This is a genomic window from Halomonas sp. M1, assembly GCF_029581375.1.
In the GTDB taxonomy this organism is placed as follows: Bacteria; Pseudomonadota; Gammaproteobacteria; order Pseudomonadales; family Halomonadaceae; genus Vreelandella.
Genome location: NZ_CP121119.1, coordinates 421,144 through 441,159, shown reverse-complemented (window position 1 = coordinate 441,159; position 20,016 = coordinate 421,144). Strand labels below are relative to the sequence as shown.

Genomic DNA, 20,016 nt, shown 5'->3' with positions numbered 1-20,016 from the left:
TTCTGGCGCTTGCGTAATGTCGCCAACTCTTCTTACTGTTGGCCTGACCAACGGTTCAGGAGCAATGCTTGCTCAAATAGACGTTGTTGGGCTTCTGCTAATAACGCTTCGTTTTCAGGGTGATGAGGAGTCGTTATTTATTGCTAGACGAAATCGCTGGAAAAAACCGTTGGCATGTTTTCAAGCGGCCCTGGTCGGGCCAAAAGAAAACCCTGAACATAAGCGCAGTGTCGTGTACTGAGAAAGCGTAACTGATCCCTAGTTTCCACCCCCTCCGCCACTACATTCAGTTTCAGCGCCTTGGCAAGCGCAATTACGGCCTCCGTGATGGCCGCATCTTCTGCCCCCTGGGGCAAGTCGCGGATAAAAGCACGATCAAGCTTTAATGTATTCACCGGAAAACGTTTGAGATAGCTCAGCGATGAGTAGCCTGTTCCAAAGTCATCAATGGCTAGTTGTACACCGAGATCGCGTAGCGCGCGCATGGTCTCGATGGCAGTCTCTACATCATCCATCACCATGCCTTCGGTAATTTCTAGCTCCACTTTCTCAGGCGGTATGCCACTCTCTTCAATAGCAACACGCACGGCATCAATGAGCCCTGGCTGACGGAATTGACGAGCGGAGAGGTTAATGGCAATGCCCGGCACCCAACCAATATGTTCGCTCAGTGTCATGGTATCTTGGCAGGCTCGGCGCAACACCCAAGCACCCAGCGGCACAATCAGATTGGTTTCTTCGGCCAAGGGAATGAAATCGTTAGGCGGCACCATACCGTCATCACGAGGCCAGCGGATAAGCGCCTCCATACTAGAGAATCGATTTGTAGTTACATCTAATTTAGGCTGGTAATACAGAGTAAAGGCGCCTTCCACCACCGCCCGGCGCAAGTCGCTTTCTAGGCGCGCCCGTGCGGCACTGTTCTGGTTCATACTGTCGGAGAAGAAACGAAATTCGCCTCCCCCATATGATTTGGCCTCTAGCAGGGCGGTCTCTGCCACCCGCACAAGCTCATCAATGTTATGGGCATTATCGGGATAAATGCCAATACCGATACTGGCCTGAAGAAAGATGTCTGTAATTGTCTCCGTCTTATTTTGAATCGTGAAAGGCTCATTCATCGCTTCCAGTATTCGCGTTGCCACGACGGTGGCATTTTCAGGTTGTTTAAGATCATTGAGAATAACAGCAAAATCGTCACCCCCCACACGGGAGACGATATCGGGATGGCGCTCACGACGACTCTCCTGCCGCGCGACAAGATCAGTTCTGCGCACTGCGATCGCCAAGCGCTCAGCCACTTCCACCAGCAGTTGATCTCCAGCAGGAAAGCCGAACGTATCATTGGCCTGTTTAAAGCGGTCGATATTGATTAGCATGACCCCAACACATGTCTTTTGACGTCGAGAAACTTCGAACTCATGCTGAAGACGATGGCGAAACAGCGAACGATTAGGCAGCGTGGTGAGCGAATCATAATACTGCAATCGCTCGATTTCCTCTTCCGACGCTTTTTGCTCAGAAAGATCATGAAACATTGCAATAAAATTGCGGGTCTTGCCCTCTTCATCCACCAGGCGGTCAATACTCATTAATTTAGGAAATACAGCACCATCCTCACTGCGATCCCATATCTCGCCTTCCCAGTGTAATTCTTTATTTAAAGCGGCCCACATCTTGCGGTAGAACTCGGGGCCATGCCGACCAGATTTGGAAATCGATGGTTTTTTACCGATGACATTCTTGAGCTTGTATCCCGTCATTTTCTCATAGGCTGGATTGACATAGAGAATGCGATTATCGGCATCAGTGATAGCGACTGCATGGCTGGCACGTTCTATGACTCGATTGACCAGTTCGAGGTTGTTAATAGTTCGCCGATGGCTTGCGACTTCCTTCTCTAATTGCGCCGTACGTTCACGCACCCGCCTTTCAAGCTCGGCGTTGACACTTTTAAGTAACCGCTCCTCGTGCTTGCGCTCACTGAAATCCTGCAGAAATGCAGCAAAGCGAAGCTCGCCGTTTTCAATAAAAGTACTCACCGATATCAATAAGGGTAGCTTGTTACCGGCGTAATCGATGCCCTCTACTTCCCGCGTAGCACCCACCATATAACGTGAACCATGCTCAAAGTAGGCCGCCACATGGTTTGAGTGGCGACAGTGCTCAGGGTTAGGCATCAAAACAGTGATGGGATGACCCACCAGGCTACCCGGCGCGTAACGAAACATCATCTCCGCCGCCTGATTGGCCCGCAAAATGAGACCACACTTATCAGACACAATAATGCCGTTAACTGCTGTGGCTAACAGCTCAGCACTGTAAGTGTTTTCAACTCCCGAACATGTTTTATCCATGCCGCATTACTCTCATCAATATTTGTGCGCTGTATATTCACTCCTGTCAGGTGGCTAAAACTTAGCCTGACACTGGGCAGAAGCCGAATACTGCTGCTTGCTACCCTGAGCAGCCTTTAAGAAGCTCAGAATGCTCAAAATTTTTCACTGTGTATAAAAGCTAAGGTCGCTAACTGATGGGGCATCCCCAACTCTCAAAAGGCACTGTTTGAACCTTTCGTGATGCAGTATTACAACGGCACGTTACTTTTTCACCGGTTAGAACTCGGCCCATTCAGATTCTGAAGTCTTTCGAGCCAAGCGTTGCGATGGCGGTATCCCATGGGTAGGACAGCTTACCTGGACTAGTATATTGGTACTTGTTCGTTGCGATGCCTGGGGGTTGGCACTGGGCAGTGTTTGGGTGTAAGCCAAGCGCTCATGTTCGGTCAAAAATGCCATGGCACTGTGCGAGAGACCATGAATCTGTTCAGCAAGCTCGATAGTGGCATCTTTGTAAGTGCCCATACTCGCGGCGCTGGATTGTGTACTGTGGTCGATATCGTTAATAGCACTGCTGATCTGGCGAATGCCTTGGCTTTGCTCGTGAGTCGCCGCAGTAATTTCGCTCATCAGATCGTTGACCCTGTGGCTCGCCGAGCGAATTTTTTCCATTGCATCGGTCGCTTCATGCGCTTGCGCTTGACCGCCATGAATGCTTTTGCGCGCTTCATTAATCAAGCTTTGGACTTGCTTTGCTGCCTCAGCAGATTGGCTGGCAAGTTTGCGTACTTCTTCAGCCACAACCGCAAACCCCCGTCCGTGCTCGCCCGCGCGAGCGGCCTCGACGGAAGCGTTAAGCGCCAAAATATTAGTTTGAAAAGCGATCGTATCGATCGTACTGACAATGCCAGCCATGTTATCGGCGTGTTGAGTGATATCTTCCATAGCTCTGGCTAGTTTGGCCATTATTTGGCTGGTATGGACAACCTCGTTCACGTTGCCAACAGAGGCATTACTGGCCTGGGTGGCATTTTCAGCACTTTGCGCCACAGTAGACGATATCTCTTCGGCGCTTGCGGCGGTTTGCTGCACAGCCGATGCCTGTTGCTCAAGGCGTGAGGCCATGGCGTCGTTGCCCCCCGAGATACTTTCCACGGCAGGGCGAATACGAGTGACGCGTTGGTTGAGATCACCAATTAACGCCTCAAGCGAGCGACGCATAAAGTTCATGGTGCCTAAGGTGTCATCCATTTCCCGTTTGCCCATTCGGGGAATAGTGGCATCTAGGTTGCCCGCCGCTAGCTGGAGTGCAAAGTCGTTAGTTTTGTATATAAAACGCCGATGGCGCAGGCCATTAAACAGCTGCCATGCCCCAACACATAAGCCGCCCACCAAACCTATACCAAGGAATGCCATATCCGCACTACTTTGCGGTGCAAGCTGGTTAAGAGTGATGAAAGCGGCAATGCCAAAGCTGCTAAAAAGACCAAAACCGGCAATGGCCGAGAGAACCGACTTTACACGCATGCTGTTAAAATTAAGCGGTATAAGTCGACGCACCAAGCGGCGATAAGCGACGCCATGTTTAACTTCATAGCGTCGGCCCTGCTCGCGAATATCTCGGTACACCTCTTCAGCGTGCGCCACTTCTTGGCGATTAGGTTTAATGCGAATAGAGCAAAAACCGGTGACCTTATTACCTTCGCGGATGGGAACCACATTGGCTCGAACCCAGTAATGATCGCCGTTTTTACGCCGATTTTTGACCAACCCCGACCAGTATTTGCCCGCTTGCAAATCTTGCCACATATCTTGGAATACCACTTCGGGCATATCCGGATGGCGAACGATATTGTGCGGAGAGGAGTACAACTCTTCATAGCTGAATCCACTTGCATCAATAAACGCTTGGTTAGCGTACAGAATGTGGCTTTGGCTATCGGTTTTTGAAATTAGAACGTCGCCCTCTTCAAGAACGTACTCCCGCTGAGTCACCGATCCATTATCACGCATGATGGCTTCCTTTTTGCACAAGTATTTTCAGGAGAGTATTGTTTTTGTATAAATTAAGAGGCGTAAAGATAGTACTATCGACTTACAAACCGCAATTATGACTACCACTTAATTACAAAATAATTGCGATAGATAAGGTTTTTTGCAAACAAGTGGAGTTCGACTTGCATAATGCCAGCCAGTTAACTAAGGAGTGGGAAAGAGCATCGGGTGAGTGGGAAGCCAGTTCTGGAACACATCGCACTCTTCTTTAAAGACTAAGCGTCCGTATTGCGATGGGAAGCTGCAAATTTTTTGAAGCATGCAGCTTATAGCCATCGCTAATATCTGATCCGTAGTGGTCAATCAGGTGTCGAGCGGCAGGGTTCGGGAACAGCGCCATGCCTGGCGCACAACCAAGACGCCCCCGGAGTTCCGGGGGCGTTGGTGTGGCTAGGTTCTCAATTTACCAAGAGTATCAGTCGCTCTCATTGAGGATCGCTTCCGGGAAGTGGCGACGCAACATCCGGCTCTGAAAGTCGTCCACGAAGCGGCTGTTGATGATGATAATGAACCGCTCGAAGGGTGCCTCGCTGTCGAGCTGTTCAATCCCGTCGACACTGTGGAATAGCCGATCATCGCTCAGATGAAGGATGTCACCCGGACTCAGGGTGATATCGACCAAGGGCTGCGTTCCAGCCTTGTCGTCGTAGAGGTGGTTTTCACCTCCCGCCACGTTTTCGCGATTGAGGACCAGAATGCTCAGGGCCTTGCAGCCATCGGCATGAATTCCCTGACCCTGAAGGGGGTCGATGCTGCCTTCTCCGCGAACCCCGGTGATCTGCATCAGAATGGGTTCGCGCGCACCGATACTCCACAGCCTTGCCCACGCGCGGACGAAAGCCTTTACATCGGGGCGTGCTAAAAACTCCTGCGTCAGCGGATCATAGTACCGCAGGCGATCCGCCATGCTTTCAGCATCGTTAAAGGCTCCCCCCTGGGCCATGGGGCATTGGCCCAACTCCTCGACATCGCCCTGATCATTCAGGGCGAGCCATGACATCCGCTTCCATCGCTGATTGACATAGGGATCGCGCGGCAAGTCAGCGGTAAACCCCTGCCAGGCGGTCAGATCGATTCGCTCCCGTATATCGGTTTGCGCCCAATCCTGATGCCTCAGCGCTTCAGCCACTCCCGGATTCCAATAATCGGCGAGTGAATCGGCAGGCATGGAGGTGAGGTCTAAACCATGCTTGAGATTATCGAGTTTCATGTAGGTATTCTCCTGCTTACTGGGCGGAATTGCCCGGTGTGGCCGGTGTAAACGCCCCGGCCAACAGGAGGAAAATGAAAAGCTTTGCAAGAATATGTCAAAGAAATGTACTTAAAAAGAGTGATTTTGTTGAAAAAAAGATCAGACCGTTGATGACGTATATGTGTAGGTTATCTCCTAAAAATAGGTGTAGGATAATTCTAACAACGTGCTTATTTTTGCCATTATGATGGCTCTTGACAGTGTTTTTCTTTAAGTGGATACCATGACTGCCAGCGATTCCCGACATCACAGAGATCCGGAACGCCTGAAGAAGAACCGCAGGAAGTTTTCCGGTGCGCTCGTATTGGGGGTGTCAAAGACACCTTCCACTGATGGCATCGATTCGCATGATGCCGGCAGGGACGAAGTCGCGTTAGTACGCCGCCAGTATCTGGAGAGTGAGCAACGATTCCGTGCTCTGCTGGAGAGTCTGCCGAAGGTGGCGGTTCAGGGGTATGATCGCGATCGGCGAGTAATTTACTGGAATGAGGGTAGCACCCGTCTCTATGGCTATACCGCTGAGGAAGCCCAGGGGCGGTTACTGGAAGACCTGATCATTCCTGCCTTCATGCGTGACGACGTGATCCAAGCGCATAGCGCCTGGATCGAAGAAGGCGTCGCCATTCCCGCCGATGAACTTGAACTCAAGCACAAAACCGGCGAGCTGATATCGGTCTTTTCGCAGCATCTGATGCTCAATGAGCATACCGATTCCCCGTTGCTGTTCTGCGTGGATGTCGATCTTTCCGATCAAAAGCGCGCCCACCGTGACTTGGAGTTCGCCACCCGTTTCGACAGGCTCACCCATCTCCCCAACCGTCAGACGTTTGAAGCCGACCTGGACAGTCTGTTGGATGCCTGTCGACGTTTGGGCAATGGCCTGGCAACCCTCTACCTAGATATTGATCACTTCGTCGAGATCAATGATGCCCTTGGCTATGATCAGGGTGATCGCCTGCTCGTTGAACTGACTCGGCGTCTGAAAGAGTGCCAGCGAGTCACCGATCTCGTATCTCGTGTTTCTAGCGATGAATTCGTGCTGGCCTTTCCCTTCGCCCACTTGGCCACCGATGTTAAACGGGTCGTTCGTCGTGTGCAGAATGTCTTTCTGGAACCTTTCGTCCTGGATGGTCGGGAGCGTCAGGTCACGGCCTGCCTGGGCGTGGCGCTCTTTCCCGAAAATGGTGAATCATCACGCGAATTGATCCGCAATGCCGATGTTGCCAAGAACCGCGCAAAACTAGAGGGCCGAGGAGCGGTACGTTTCTTCCAACAGAAGCTCCATGATGAGCTGGTTCGCCAGCACTATCTCTCGGCAAGACTCGAGGAAGCCCTAGATAACGGTGAATTCTCCCTCCACTACCAGCCCCAGGTCTCGGCGGCCAGCGGGCGAATAGAGAATCTCGAGGCCTTGATACGCTGGGAGCCTGCCGAAGGGCCGACCATCTCCCCTGCCGAGTTTATCCCGCTGGCCGAGCGTTCCGGTTTGATCCATCGCCTGGGCGACTGGGTCATCGAAGAGGCTTGCTGCCAGCAGATTGAATGGCGTGCCAAGGGATTTCATGAGCACCGCATCGACATCAATATCTCGGGGCGTCAGCTGGTGCGTCCCGGTGCCCTCAAGCGCTTCGAGGACTCGCTGCAGCGCCACGGCTTAGGTCCGCGGGATATCGGCATCGAATTGACCGAGAATGTCCTGATCGAAGCCGACGAGGCCGTCATCGAGGATCTTCGGCGCCTCTACCATCGCGGTTTTCATATTGCTATCGACGACTTCGGGACCGGCTATTCCTCCCTGAGCTATCTCAAGCACTTTCCAGTCACTGCCCTGAAGATCGATAGCTCCTTCATCCAAGACGCTCCCACACAGCCGAAGGATAGGGCCATCATGGAGGGTGCCATCTTCATCGGTCATCGGCTGGGATTGGAGGTGGTGGCCGAGGGCGTCGAGAACGCCGAACAGTTGTCATTGCTTCGCGACATGCATTGCGACCTCATCCAGGGGTTCTTCTTCTTTCGCCCGATGCCAGCCAAGGAAATAAATCGCCTGCTGGGCGGTTTTATGCCTAGTCACGAAGGGCTATCGAGCTGAGCCTCATTGTGATTTGACGTAATATGCCTGGAGTTGCCATTACCTGGCTATTTTGTGAACAACCCCAATACTCATTGATTGCTTTGATTGATCATGTGGCCCTTGCTGGACTGACGTTTTCGGCCAGGAGCGGACCTTAAGCTTTTTATAATATTTAATGCCCCCAGCAAGGAAAGTTAGTCAACTGCTAAACAACTGTCTTTGGAAAATAACCTTATTTGGCCTGCTGCCCTCTGAGCCTCTGCGCGAGCAAATAGAACGATCCCGCCACCAAGCAACCAGAAGCAGCAATACCAAGCGCTGCTAATCCTAGCCACTTCAAGGCCAGCATGCCGAGCACTCCACCAACAAAGAACGCTATTAGAATCGCTATGAGAAGGCTCACTTTCCAGGTTTTGACGTAGCGTCCACGCAACCGATGACCAATCAGAACACCGATGTCTGTCACAATGCCGGTAACATGCGTGGTTCGTAGCACCAGGCCCCGGTAGCTACTTGCCATTGCATTCTGCAAACCTAGCGCAGTAGCAGCAAGCGGTATAGCCACTATCATCTCTTGGATCGCGAACACCGTTGCGAGCGCAAGCAGCATCCCCTCAAGTAGTAGGGCAACACCGTAACGTCGGCCTGGCTTTAGCGTCGCATTACCGATAATGACCCCGGAGGCAATAGCACCGATTACAAAACCCGCCAAAATCGAGCTAATCAGCAGGAAATCCAGACCCTCGGCGGTACCCATATCGATACTCATCCGCGATACTGCGCCTGTCATGTGACTGACCGGCACCGCGAAGAAGCCGAGCATAACGACGTTTACATAGCCGGCTGTTCCAGCCAGCAGTGAGCCACCACAAGCCACCCACGCTAAGCCAGAGCGCGGCGCGGGCTTTTCGGCTGATGGAAGTTCGTATGGCATAGCAAAGACTCAAGTGACGAGGAGCAGACATGGTAGCTGGTTCCAGCGTCCCCTTACTAACTGCGTTGAAGAGATACAGTAATCAGCGAAGAGGATAGCGGCCATATTCGCGGTTCTTTTCTCTACAGCGAGGCAAAACTTAAGTAATTGCTTTCGTCGGCATATCTGTGACGTGATCTCGTGTGCTGCTCCCACAACAAGTCCGCCCCTTTTATTTCGGCACCGGAGGAACAACCTCTTTCAATTAAAATCAAATACTTAATTAAATAAAAACCATAAATTTAGGAAAATTTTACGGACTTTTTCCGCTCGTCATGGTGTTATGTCGCGATAAATATTAGGGCACTTTAAGAGCGGATCTATGACCATCTTTCCCAGCGGAACTTACTATCGAGACGCTTATCGTAATTGGGCACAAATTTTTAAAATTATGGCAGTGCTATGGTTAGTGCTTGCCATGTTTATGACACTGCCTTGGATTGTTCTTGTTATTGAAAAAGATCCAGACGCTCCCGCGTTTGGAATGTCTCTTCTTATTATCCTGAGCGCCACGCTTATCACTTGGTTGCTCACCCGTCGAGTGTCGCTGGAGCTAAAGCCCTGGCAGATGTTTATATTGACGGCAGGCAGCTGGACCAGTATTAGCTGCTTTGCCAGCCTTCCACTTATCTTGGGTGCACCGCAGCTCAGTGCCACTAACGCGGTGTTTGAGTCGGTCTCCGCTATCACTACCACCGGTTCAACCATTTTATCGGGGATTGACGAGTTATCCGATGGTTTGAAGCTGTGGCGGGGTTTAATGCAGTGGATGGGCGGTATCGGCATTATCGTCATGGGCATCGCCATCCTGCCGTTTCTTAAAGTGGGCGGCATGCGGCTATTCCACACTGAATCTTCGGATTGGTCTGATAAAGTGATGCCACGTACGGGCGGCATTGCCAAAGCGACGCTAAGTATTTATGTAGGGCTGACACTGGTAGCCATGCTGAGTTATTGGGCAGGAGGAATGCACCCACTAGACGCCATTGTACATGGCATGACATCACTGGCGACCGGAGGCTTTGCTAACTCTGACGCCTCCTTTGGTGCCTACTCTGAGCAGCCGTGGCTATTGTGGATGGGTAGCTTTTTTATGCTGTGTGGCGCACTACCGTTTGTTTTATATATTCGCTTTATTCGAACATCTCGTAGTGCGCTGTGGAAAGACCAGCAGGTACGTGGCCTGTTAAAGCTTCTGCTAGCGGCCATCGTCATGCTGAGCGCATGGAGAGTGTTCCAGGGCGATGACTGGTTTGTTTCGCTAACGCATGTGACGTTTAACGTGATTTCAGTGGTCACCACCACTGGCTACGCTTCAGATGACTACACACTATGGGGCTCACTGCCAATAGTTGCATTTTTCTACCTTACCTTTGTAGGCGGGTGTAGCGGATCTACCAGCGGAGGTATGAAAATCTTCCGCTTCCAGATTGCCATGATGATGCTGCTTAACCAGCTTCGCTACCTAATCCACGCTAACGGTGTATTTACCTCTCGCTACAATCAGCAGCCAGTGACCAGCGATATTTCCCGAAGTGTGGTGGCCTTCTCTTTCTTCTTCTTTATTACAATTGCTGTGCTTGCTCTTGGCCTTTCAGCATTGGGTTTGGACTTGGTTACTGCCCTTTCCGGTGCAGCCACTGCGGTGGCGAATGTAGGCCCTGGTCTCGGTGACACCATTGGCCCGGCAGGTAACTTTGCAACACTCCCCGATGCTGCTAAATGGCTACTGTGCATTGGCATGTTAATGGGACGCCTGGAAATTTTGACCGTGGTGGTGCTGCTCACTCCCATGTTCTGGCGGCGCTGATTTATTTAGATCGATGCTACGTTTCAGGGCGTAGCGCAGCTTCTACCAATAACCGATACCCGACGCCTGCTTCTGTTTGAAGCAGGGAGGGTGTTTGTGGGTCATCCCCCAGTTTCTGCCTTAACCGGCTGATCACGATGCGCAGATAGTGCGTATCATCCACATGCGTTGGCCCCCAAATTTCTTTTAATAACTGAGTCTGTGTAACGACACGCCCTGCGTAGCGGCATAAGCGCGCTAACACAGCGAACTCTTTTCGCGTTAAATGCACATCTTCTTGCTGTAGCGTTACCCGCCTTAGCTCCAGATCAATCGCTAACCCCTGGTTGACATAGTAACTTGATGTTTGCTCTCCCCGAGCTTTCTGGGCCAAGCGCAATACCGCCCTTATACGCGCTAGTAACTCTTGAATGCCAAAGGGCTTAGTAACGTAATCGTTGGCGCCGTTATCCAACGAAAAAACTTTCTCTTCTTCTCTATCACGAACAGATACCACTATGACCGGCACGGTACTGTACTCACGTATCCCCTGCAGTACTTCGTGGCCGTCCATATCAGGCAAGCCTAAATCGAGCAGCACGACGTCAGGCGCTTGGGTATAGACCATGGCTAATGCCTGCTTACCGTTCTCCGCTTCCAAGACTCCATAGCCCTGGGAGGCTAGGCTGATACGCAGAAATCGCCGAATCTGCTGCTCATCATCAACAATTAGAATGCGACCGCTGCCTTCATTCTTCATCACCCCTCCTAATATCTGCCCCTAACAGTGGCAGCGTTATAATAATCGCAGTGCCTCTTCCACTCTCGCCGGTATCAGCTGTAATAGTGCCGCCGTGAGCACCAATCATGCCACGACATATGGCTAAACCAAGGCCACTGCCATGGGCACTCCTGTCGCCGTCGCCACCGCTGTAAAACATATCGAATACCTGCTCGCGCAGCGCGGGGGAAATACCAGGGCCTTGATCTTCTACGGTGATAACCAATGTCTCGGGGTCACCTTCGTTAAGGTTCGCTTTGATGCTCAACTCACCCCCTGGTGGTGAAAAACGTTGAGCATTATCTAAAACATTCACCAGCGCTTGTTCTACCAGCGCAGGGTGGACATAAAGTAGCGGTAACACAGGAGGCCAAGACTTGCGGACAACAACATGCTTCAGTGACTGGCCCAAGCGCTTAAGCGCTGAGTTAATAACGTCGTCAAACGCGACCCAATCCCGCTCAATTTTTAATGTGCCGTGCCCTAGCCGGGTCATATCCAACAAATTTTGTATGTACCGATTGAGGCGCTCGCTCTCGGACAAGATGCCATCGAGCAGCTCACGCTGGTCGCTATCGCTTAGCTGCGGTTTGAGTTCGATCAACGAGCTGGCCGAGCCAATAATAGAAGAGAGTGGCGTACGCAGATCATGAGACACCGATGAGAGTAACGCCGAACGCAGACGTTCATTCTCCTCGGAGACACGGGTTGTGTTCAGCTCTGCCACTAGTCGAGTGCGCTCTAACGCCATACTAAGCTGCCGTATTAACGTATCCATTAACGACTCTCGTTCATGGTTGAGCGCTTTTTGGCTTTCCGACAGCTTAAGCGCTAGCATTCCTACTTTTTCTCCCTGCACTGTCAGGGGTATTAAACGCCACGACTGTTGGCTCAGAGTATCGGTGCCTTGGCCACTGGGTTTTTGATGCTGCCAGCTCCACACCGCTGCCTGCTTGGCCGCCATGTCCAATCGTTCTGAATTTGGCAACGCATGAACAACACGCACTTCATTCGCGCTTTCGGCGCTTTCAATAAATACAGTGGGCACCGCAAAGCACTGCACCAATGTATCAACGCCAATTTTTGCTGCACTGGCACTGTCTGTTGCGGTTGATAGCTGTTCAGCGTAACGCAATAAAAGCTGGGTCTGGTCGCGGCTAGCACGCAGTGCCAACAACCGTCGACGCCCACGTCCAGCAAGCTGTCCGACCACCACGGCCACGAGTAAGAAGAACACCACAGTTAGCAGTTGCCCCCGCTCCACCATGGCAAAAGTAAGACGTGGCTCGGTAAAGAAGAAGTTAAATACTAAAAAGCTCGCGATGGCACTTAACATTGCCATGGCAGTGCCCGCCCATACGGCACTAAACAGTACGGCCACTAAAAACACCAATGATAAGTTGGCCAGTTCAAGCCAGGGTTCCAGCATGAGTGCTACCCCGAGGGACGCCGATACCGCAAAGCTCGTGCCGAGCAATTGGGGAGGATGCAGTGTCCAGCCACGCTGCCATTGATCGGTGCGCTTTTTCACAGCCCCTTTAGCCACTACAACAATATCGAACGCCTCGGCATGCGCCATCAAGCGTTGGGCCAGAGGCCGTGACCATTTCCACCAGCGTCGCTTCGCTTCGCGGCCCACCACAATGGTGGTCGCATTAATTGAACGCGCATAGTTGAGAACTTCATTTAGCTGACTATGCCCTTGTAAACGTATTGAATCTCCACCCAGCCGAGTAACCAAGCTGAAAACTTGCTCAACGGCCAATTGCTGCTCTGGAGAAACAATTCCTTTATCAACATAGATCGCGCGCCATACCGCTAAGCGCCGCTCGGCCATTCGATGAGCCGCGCGAACCAGCGATACGTCGTCTTCACTTCCATTAATCACCACCAAGAGATGCGGTCTTACCGGCCAGGGGCCAGCCCTGCCGCCAGCATCCATTGCCACCTTCACGTCAGCATCCACGCGTTCAGCCATGGTTTGAATCGCCAGTTCACGCAGCGCGTTGAGATTGGATTCATTAAAGTAACCTTCCATGGCAGCACGGGCTTGTTCGGGTATGTAGACTTTGCCGCGCCTTAAGCGCTCAAGGAGTTCGTCAGGGGTTAAATCAACCAGCGACACATCGCGGGCGCGCTCTAACAGCGCATCGGGCACTGTTTCACGCATGCGAATCCCAGTAATCCGCGCGACATCATCATTCAAACTTTCGAGATGCTGGACGTTAACGGTTGTCCACACGTCAATACCTGCATCCAGCAGCTCTTCAATATCCTGGTAACGACGTGGGTGCCGACTGCCAGGGATATTACGGTGTGCAAGCTCGTCCACCAGCAAAATAGTGGGACGTCGCGCCAGGGCCGCATCAATATCAAACTCATAGAAGGTTCGGCCATGGTGCTTTAAAGGCGCTAGCGGAAGTCGTTCCAACCCATCACATAAGGCTTCGGTATCGGCGCGACCATGTGACTCCACCACGCCAATTACAATGTCTTCACCTTCTTCTGCCCGTTCACGCGCAGTGCGTAGCATGGTGTAGGTTTTACCGACACCGGGCGCGGCTCCCAGAAATACACGCAAACAGCCGCGCGCCTCTCGGCGCGCGGCTTTTAGCAATGTATCGGGATCGGGTCGCTGATCCGCTGAATACATTGGTTTACTCCATGGTGTCTGAAGCCGTTGAGGTGGCGGGGGCTGCGGTTAATGGCGCTGCGGCGCTTGATGATACTGGAAAACGATCATCCAAGCTGACATTCAGCCGTAACACATTCACCACCGGTGTACCTAGCCAGCCTGTGTTTTCAAGTGCTTCGTCTATAAATGCCATAACCGCCGCTTCATCGATTCCGCGTGCTTGCGCGACTCTTGCAACCTGTAACTTAGCTGCTTCTGGTGAGATATGCGGGTCGATACCTGATCCAGACGCAGTAATCAGATCTACAGGGATTTGATCAATGTTCACATTTTCGCGTTGAGCAATGGTATTTGCATCTGCCTGGGCACGCTCGCGCAGCGATACGTTACTTGGTGCTAGGTTAGACCCTGAGACCTCACCCGCGTCATTACCCGCCGCTGATGGGCGACCAATAAAGTACTCATCGCTGACAAACGTTTGGGACACCAGGCTTGACCCGACCACTCTACCATCGGCATCCCGAACCAAACTGCCTTGGGCCTGCTCGGGGAATAACCAGCCGCCCAGTGTTGTGGTCACCAACGGGTAAATCAGCCCCAGAAGAACGGCCATTACCACCATAAAGCGAAGTGCATTGCCCCAGGAGGCCTTTGCCTGCAGCACATCGTCATTCGCAGCGATCTGGCGTTTCATATCTACATTCATCACGTTTCTCCTAGATAAATAACGCAATCAGCATGTCGAGAAGCTTGATGGCAGGGAATGGCAGCAGCAGCCCACCTAGCCCGTAAATCAGCAGATTTCGACGTAACAACTCCGTCGCCGATGCCGCCTTCACAGCCACACCGCGCAAGGCAAAGGGGATTAATGCCGGAATGATTAACGCATTGAACAGCACCGCCGCTAGCACCGCCGTGGTCGGCGAGTGCAAATTCATCACGTCGAGTACGCCAAGCGCAGGGAAACTGGCGGCAAACAGCGCGGGCAAGATAACAAAGTATTTAGCCACATCATTCGCTAGCGAGAACGTCGTTAGCGCGCCACGGGTAACCAGCAACTGCTTGCCAATTTCCACCGCACTAATCAGCTTGCCGGGATCAGAGTCCAGATCCACCATATTGGCCGCTTCACGGGCTGCCTGGGTGCCTGAGTTCATTGCCAACCCTAGATCAGCTTGAGCGAGAGCGGGAGCATCGTTGGTACCGTCACCCACCATGGCAACCAAGCGACCACTGGCCTGCTCTTCGCGAATCAACGCTAGTTTGCGTTCTGGCGTGGCTTCAGCAATGTAGTCGTCTACCCCTGCCGTGGCAGCAATGGCCGAAGCAGTAATCGGGTTGTCACCCGTGATCATTACAGTTTTGATACCCATGGCACGCAGTTCAGCAAACTTCTCCGCGATACCGCTTTTAATCACATCAGACAGCGCCACCACGCCCAAAATCTGCTTGCCTTCTGCTACGGCAATAGGGGTTGCGCCATCCCGTGAGATACGTGCAATGACCTGCTCGTAATCGTTGGGTATATCGCCGCCTTGGGCCTTTACCCATTCAGCAATGGCATTAGGTGCCCCCTTGCGCAGTTTTTTACCGCTGGTCAGGTCAACGCCTGACAGGCGTGTTTCCGCACTAAACGCTTCAAAGGTTGCACCATCGGCTTCTTCACTAAGCTGGACATCGACGCCCTGCTCAGTGGCTAGCTCCACAATTGAACGACCTTCCGGCGTGGGATCATCCAGGGACGTTAAAAAAGCCACGTCACGAACTCGCTGACGTGGAACCTGCTGGCAAGGGGCAAACTCCGTTGCACGACGATCGCCAAGCGTTATCGTGCCGGTTTTATCCAGTAGTAGGGTGTCGATGCTACCAGCAATCTCGACGGCTTTACCGGATTTAGCCACCAGGTTAGCCCGCATAGCGCGCTCCATACCCGCAATACCAATAGCGGGTAAGAGGCCACCTATGGTGGTGGGAATCAAACACACCAGTAACGCCACGAGCATGACCGTGGAGGTTTCAACGCCCACGAAAGCCGCCATGGGCACCAACGTGACGACCACGATCAAAAACACCAACGTTAGCATGGCCAAGAGTACCGATAGCGCCAGCTCGGAAGGTGTCTTCTGTCGGTTAGCGCCTTCCACCAGAGCAATCATGCGATCCAGCAACGATTCGCCAGGATTAGCGCTGACTTCAATAATCAGATAATCCGACAGTACTTTTGTCCCGGCACTGACACCGCTGTTGTCGGTGCCCGCTTCACGCAGTACGGGCGCAGACTCTCCGGTAACAGCCGACTCATTGATCGAGGCAGCACCTTTAATGATATCGCCATCTGCGGGAATCAGCTCTCCCGCAATAACCTTCACATGATCGCCTTTACGGAGGGAATCGGCAGTAACATTGCTAGTCGTACCGTCAGCGTTCAGCTTAGCCGCCTTCAGTTCTCCCTTGGTTTTACGCAGCGCCCCAGCATGGGCTTTACCACGAGACTCCGCCAGCGACTCGGCACCCGTGGCGAACAGTACGGTGGCCAGCAACAACAACGCTATAGCCAACGCAAAGCCGCCGTTTTCTCCTTGGGAAAAGGCAATGGGCGTCAGCCCAAAGCACACCACGGTACCAATAGCGACCACCGCCATCACGGGGTTGCGTGCGAGTTGGTGAGGCGCAAGCCCTTTTACAGCCCCAGCGACGACCTGGCCAATGGGTGGCGAACGACGCAGCGGTTTAGCAAGCTCAGTATGTGACATCTCGTTTCTCCTAGAAGCCTTGCGTCACGGCTTCAGCAATCGGGCCAAGCACTAACGCCGGTAAGAAGCCCAGCAAGTTAACAATCACAATCACACCGGCGGTCAATCCCATAAATGCCGGGCTATCCATCGGTAAGGTGCCACGTCCTGCGGGTGCAGTGCGCTTCGCTGCCAGCCATCCAGCCACCGCTAATGGCACTAGCATGGGCAGGAATCGGCCGACCATCAGTGCGATAACACAGGCGAGGTTCCACCACGGCGTATCATCGCCAAGCCCTTCAAAACCAGAGCCGTTATTGGCAAATGCTGAGGTAAATTCGTAAAGCACTTGGGATAGGCCGTGGAAACCAGGGTTTGAGGTTCCAGCAGCGCCAGGCATCGCCACGGTAAGCGCAGAGAGACCAAGAATGACTAACGGCTGCGCCAGGATTGCTAGCGAGATCCAGCGCATTTCACGGGTTTCTAGCGGTTTACCAAACAGCTCTGGCGCTCTACCGACCATCAATGAGCCAACAAAGGCCGCCAACATCAGATAGAGAAAGAAACCGATTAGCCCAACACCTACGCCGCCAAAGGTGACGTTCACAAACATATCCATCAACAGCATCATGCCGCCCATGGGGTTGAAGCTGTCGTGCATAGCGTTAACGGAGCCATTCGATGTTTGTGTCGTCCAACTGCCCCATAAAGCGGAAAGATCAGTACCAAATCGCAGCTCTTTGCCTTCCAGATTAGCGCCGGGCTGAGAAAGCTCGACAAGGGCAGCATTCGGCATGCGTTCCGAAGAGACCACCACAGAGGTGGATATCAGCGAGAACGTTAGCATCACAGCACCAATGCCCATCATTAACCGGCGTCGGCCACTAATCAGCGCGATGGCAATCAGTAATGCAAAGGGAATGATCGTCAACGAGGCAGTTTCAATCACGTTGGATAATGGTGTTGGGTTCTCAAGCGGAACGCTAGAGTTTGGTCCATACCAGCCACCACCATTGGTACCCAACTGCTTGATCGCGACCATGGATGCAACCGGCCCTAAGGGGATCGACTGCACTTCTTCCACTTGCGAGTCCAACATTTCAATCTGGTGCGCCGCTTGGTAGCTGGAAGGCACTCCTTGTGAGGTCAGCAACAGCGCTACCACTGCAGCTAGCGGCAACATCACGCGCACCACTGTACGGGTCAAGTCATGGTAGTAATTACCAACCCCTTTTACCGTTCCCGCAGGCCGAGTGACAAGCAAGGTACGGGCTATTGCGACCAGAACGGCAAGCCCCGTGGCAGGTGTTAAAAACTGCAGCGTTACAATGGCAAAAGTTTGGCTTAGGTGGGAAAGTTGCGCTTGGCCTGAGTAGTGCTGCTGATTAGTATTGGTGGCAAATGACACAGCCGTATGGAGCGCTGTATCCCAGTTCATGCCGGGTATGTCATCAGGATTCAGAGGCAGTAACCCCTGACACATAAACACCAACCATGCCAGCAGTATCAAGCCTACATGCAGCTTCAGAATGGCTAGCGCATATACTTGCCACGTCATCATGCTTTGACTGTTAACACCTGCTAAGCGGTAGATAGGTGCTTCTATCACTCTGAAGAGCGTGTCAATTCGGCTTGGCTGAGTACTTAGCGCGCGGGCAATGTATATCCCCAGCGGCACACCCAGTAATGCCACGATGGCATAAATGGCGATCATGTCGTTCATAGCGATCTCCTAAAAACGCTCGGGGCAAACTAGCGCGTAAAACAAATACGCGGCTGTGCCGGTCGCGATTATCAACAATACAAAATTCATCGAAGTGCCTCCTTTGATTGGCACCCAGAGCTTAGAGATTGCCTGCGTAAAAAATCGATGATGTTTAAGGCATTAGCCGTCAAAAAGGCGTAAAAAAATGAGCTTTTGAGGGATTCCAATAGCTCAGTCACTCGACAGTCTCACTGTAGATAGGTGACTATCTGCTGTGACTGTCGCCAGAGTGACCTAACTACCGATGAAGATTATTATTTTGGGTGCCGGCCAGGTCGGTGCCACCCTAGCGGAGCACCTCGCCCGCGAAGAAAATGACATCACCGTCGTCGATACCGACGGCGCAAAACTGCGCGAATTGCATACCAAACTGGATATTCGCACGGTTACGGGCGCAGCTTCGTATCCCATTGTGCTGCGTCAGGCGGGCTGTGAAGACGCCGATATGTTGATCGCGGTGACTAATACCGATGAAGTCAATATGATTGCCTGCCAAGTAGCACATACGCTTTTTCGTACCCCCACCAAAATTGCTCGCGTGCGTTCAACGGCCTATCTCACCCGCAAGGGGTTGTTTGCCCACGAGGCGATTCCTATTGATGTACTGATCAGCCCTGAACAAGTAGTGACCGATCATGTACGTCGCCTGATTGAGCATCCGGGGGCTCTGCAGGTACTTGAGTTTGCCGGAGGGTTGGTGCAGCTGGTGGCGGTAAAAGCGTTTTACGGTGGCCCGCTGGTGGGACAGGATTTAGTCTTTCTAGCCAAGCATATGCCCAATGTTGAAACGCGTGTGGCGGCGATTTACCGCCGGAACCGCCCAATTATTCCCCGTGGTGACACGGTGATTGAGGCCGATGACGAGGTGTTTTTCCTGGCGGCACGTCGCGATATTCGCGCGGTAATGAGCGAGCTACGCCGTGTTGAGCGAGATTTTCGTCGGGTGGTGATTGCTGGAGGCGGCAATATTGGTGAGCGATTGGCCGAGCATCTGGAGCACAGTCACCAAGTCAAGATTATCGAACACAGCCTAGAGCGCTGCACCACCCTTTCCGAACGACTTGACCGCACGGTAGTGCTTCACGGCAGTGCCACCAGCAAGCGGCTGCTGGAAGAAGAGAATATTGAAGACTGCGATATATTTTGTGCCCTGACCAATGACGACGAGGTGAATATCATGTCGTCGCTGCTGGCCAAGCGCTTGGGAGCCAAAAAGGTGCTGACGTTGATTAACAACGCAGCCTACGTCGATTTGGTTCAGGGGGGCGACATCGATATCGCTATTTCCCCCCAGCAAGCCACCATTGGCAGCCTGCTAACCCATGTCCGCCGGGGCGATATCGTCAACGTTCACTCCCTGCGCCGTGGCGCGGCGGAAGCCATCGAGGCTATCGCCCATGGCGACAAGCAGTCTTCCAAGGTTGTTGGTCGTACTATTGCAGACATCCATCTACCCGAAGGCACCACTATTGGTGCCATAGTGCGAGGCAAAGAGGTCATTATTGGCCATGGGGATGTAGTGGTCGAAAGTGGCGACCACGTCATTCTATTCGTCATCGATAAACGACGTATTCGTGAGGTCGAGCGACTCTTTCAGGTTGGGCTGACTTTTTTCTAACGT

12 protein-coding genes are annotated in these 20,016 nt (G+C 52.5%); 3 read left to right on the top strand and 9 right to left on the bottom strand.

Features of this window, described 5'->3' with window-relative positions; all coding sequences use genetic code 11:
* Positions 1-143: 143 nt before the first annotated feature.
* From P8S54_RS01950 to P8S54_RS01940, 3 genes are all read right to left on the bottom strand, one after another.
* Positions 144-2,357, bottom strand: a complete 2,214-nt coding sequence (locus P8S54_RS01950; RefSeq protein WP_281443003.1) for a bifunctional diguanylate cyclase/phosphodiesterase — start codon at positions 2,355-2,357, stop codon at positions 144-146.
* A gap of 258 nt (positions 2,358-2,615) precedes the next feature.
* Positions 2,616-4,352 carry a PAS domain-containing methyl-accepting chemotaxis protein gene (locus P8S54_RS01945; RefSeq protein WP_281443002.1) on the bottom strand — a complete coding sequence of 579 codons (1,737 nt, stop codon included), beginning with the start codon at positions 4,350-4,352 and terminating at the stop codon, positions 2,616-2,618.
* 457 nt (positions 4,353-4,809) lie between these two features.
* Entirely contained in the window at positions 4,810-5,604 is a 795-nt protein-coding gene (locus P8S54_RS01940; RefSeq protein WP_281443001.1) for a 2OG-Fe dioxygenase family protein, read from the bottom strand.
* Between the two features lie 265 nt (positions 5,605-5,869).
* Here P8S54_RS01940 and P8S54_RS01935 point away from each other — a divergent pair, with 265 nt between their 5' ends.
* Positions 5,870-7,738, top strand: a complete 1,869-nt coding sequence (locus P8S54_RS01935; protein WP_281443000.1) for a GGDEF domain-containing phosphodiesterase — start codon at positions 5,870-5,872, stop codon at positions 7,736-7,738.
* 214 nt (positions 7,739-7,952) lie between these two features.
* Here the strand turns inward: P8S54_RS01935 and P8S54_RS01930 are convergent, their stop codons facing one another.
* Complete coding sequence (locus P8S54_RS01930) at positions 7,953-8,654, bottom strand: YoaK family protein (RefSeq protein WP_281442999.1); 702 nt, start codon at positions 8,652-8,654, stop codon at positions 7,953-7,955.
* A gap of 361 nt (positions 8,655-9,015) precedes the next feature.
* Here P8S54_RS01930 and P8S54_RS01925 point away from each other — a divergent pair, with 361 nt between their 5' ends.
* Positions 9,016-10,503 (top strand): TrkH family potassium uptake protein, encoded by a 1,488-nt coding sequence (locus tag P8S54_RS01925; RefSeq protein ID WP_281442998.1) that lies wholly within the window; start codon positions 9,016-9,018, stop codon positions 10,501-10,503.
* 16 nt (positions 10,504-10,519) lie between these two features.
* Here P8S54_RS01925 and P8S54_RS01920 read toward each other — a convergent pair whose 3' ends face one another.
* The 5 genes from P8S54_RS01920 to kdpA are packed head-to-tail and all read right to left on the bottom strand — an operon-like array spanning position 10,520 to position 18,353.
* Positions 10,520-11,242, bottom strand: a complete 723-nt coding sequence (locus P8S54_RS01920; RefSeq protein ID WP_281442997.1) for a response regulator transcription factor — start codon at positions 11,240-11,242, stop codon at positions 10,520-10,522.
* Positions 11,232-13,916 carry a sensor histidine kinase KdpD gene (locus P8S54_RS01915; protein WP_281442996.1) on the bottom strand — a complete coding sequence of 895 codons (2,685 nt, stop codon included), beginning with the start codon at positions 13,914-13,916 and terminating at the stop codon, positions 11,232-11,234. Before P8S54_RS01915 ends, P8S54_RS01920 begins: the two co-directional genes overlap by 11 nt.
* 4 nt (positions 13,917-13,920) lie before the next feature.
* Positions 13,921-14,604 carry a potassium-transporting ATPase subunit KdpC gene (gene kdpC / locus P8S54_RS01910; protein ID WP_281442995.1) on the bottom strand — a complete coding sequence of 228 codons (684 nt, stop codon included), beginning with the start codon at positions 14,602-14,604 and terminating at the stop codon, positions 13,921-13,923.
* A gap of 10 nt (positions 14,605-14,614) precedes the next feature.
* Entirely contained in the window at positions 14,615-16,651 is a 2,037-nt protein-coding gene (kdpB, locus tag P8S54_RS01905) for a potassium-transporting ATPase subunit KdpB (RefSeq protein WP_281442994.1), read from the bottom strand.
* A gap of 10 nt (positions 16,652-16,661) precedes the next feature.
* Positions 16,662-18,353, bottom strand: coding sequence for a potassium-transporting ATPase subunit KdpA (gene kdpA, locus P8S54_RS01900; protein WP_281442993.1), 1,692 nt, complete (start codon positions 18,351-18,353; stop codon positions 16,662-16,664).
* Between the two features lie 286 nt (positions 18,354-18,639).
* Between kdpA and trkA the strand changes: the two genes are divergently transcribed.
* A complete protein-coding gene (trkA, locus tag P8S54_RS01895; protein ID WP_281442992.1) occupies positions 18,640-20,013 on the top strand; it encodes a Trk system potassium transporter TrkA in 1,374 nt (457 codons plus the stop codon).
* Positions 20,014-20,016: the final 3 nt, after the last annotated feature.

Coding starts and splice junctions, on each gene's coding strand:
- P8S54_RS01940 (WP_281443001.1), bottom strand. CDS start 5,604: ATGAAACTCGATAATCTCAAGCATGGTTTAGACCTCACCTCCATGCCT.
- P8S54_RS01935 (WP_281443000.1), top strand. CDS start 5,870: ATGACTGCCAGCGATTCCCGACATCACAGAGATCCGGAACGCCTGAAG.
- P8S54_RS01915 (WP_281442996.1), bottom strand. CDS start 13,916: ATGTATTCAGCGGATCAGCGACCCGATCCCGATACATTGCTAAAAGCC.
- P8S54_RS01950 (WP_281443003.1), bottom strand. CDS start 2,357: ATGGATAAAACATGTTCGGGAGTTGAAAACACTTACAGTGCTGAGCTG.
- kdpB (WP_281442994.1), bottom strand. CDS start 16,651: ATGTCACATACTGAGCTTGCTAAACCGCTGCGTCGTTCGCCACCCATT.
- P8S54_RS01920 (WP_281442997.1), bottom strand. CDS start 11,242: ATGAAGAATGAAGGCAGCGGTCGCATTCTAATTGTTGATGATGAGCAG.
- kdpC (WP_281442995.1), bottom strand. CDS start 14,604: ATGAATGTAGATATGAAACGCCAGATCGCTGCGAATGACGATGTGCTG.
- P8S54_RS01925 (WP_281442998.1), top strand. CDS start 9,016: ATGACCATCTTTCCCAGCGGAACTTACTATCGAGACGCTTATCGTAAT.
- P8S54_RS01930 (WP_281442999.1), bottom strand. CDS start 8,654: ATGCCATACGAACTTCCATCAGCCGAAAAGCCCGCGCCGCGCTCTGGC.
- trkA (WP_281442992.1), top strand. CDS start 18,640: ATGAAGATTATTATTTTGGGTGCCGGCCAGGTCGGTGCCACCCTAGCG.
- kdpA (WP_281442993.1), bottom strand. CDS start 18,353: ATGAACGACATGATCGCCATTTATGCCATCGTGGCATTACTGGGTGTG.
- P8S54_RS01945 (WP_281443002.1), bottom strand. CDS start 4,352: ATGCGTGATAATGGATCGGTGACTCAGCGGGAGTACGTTCTTGAAGAG.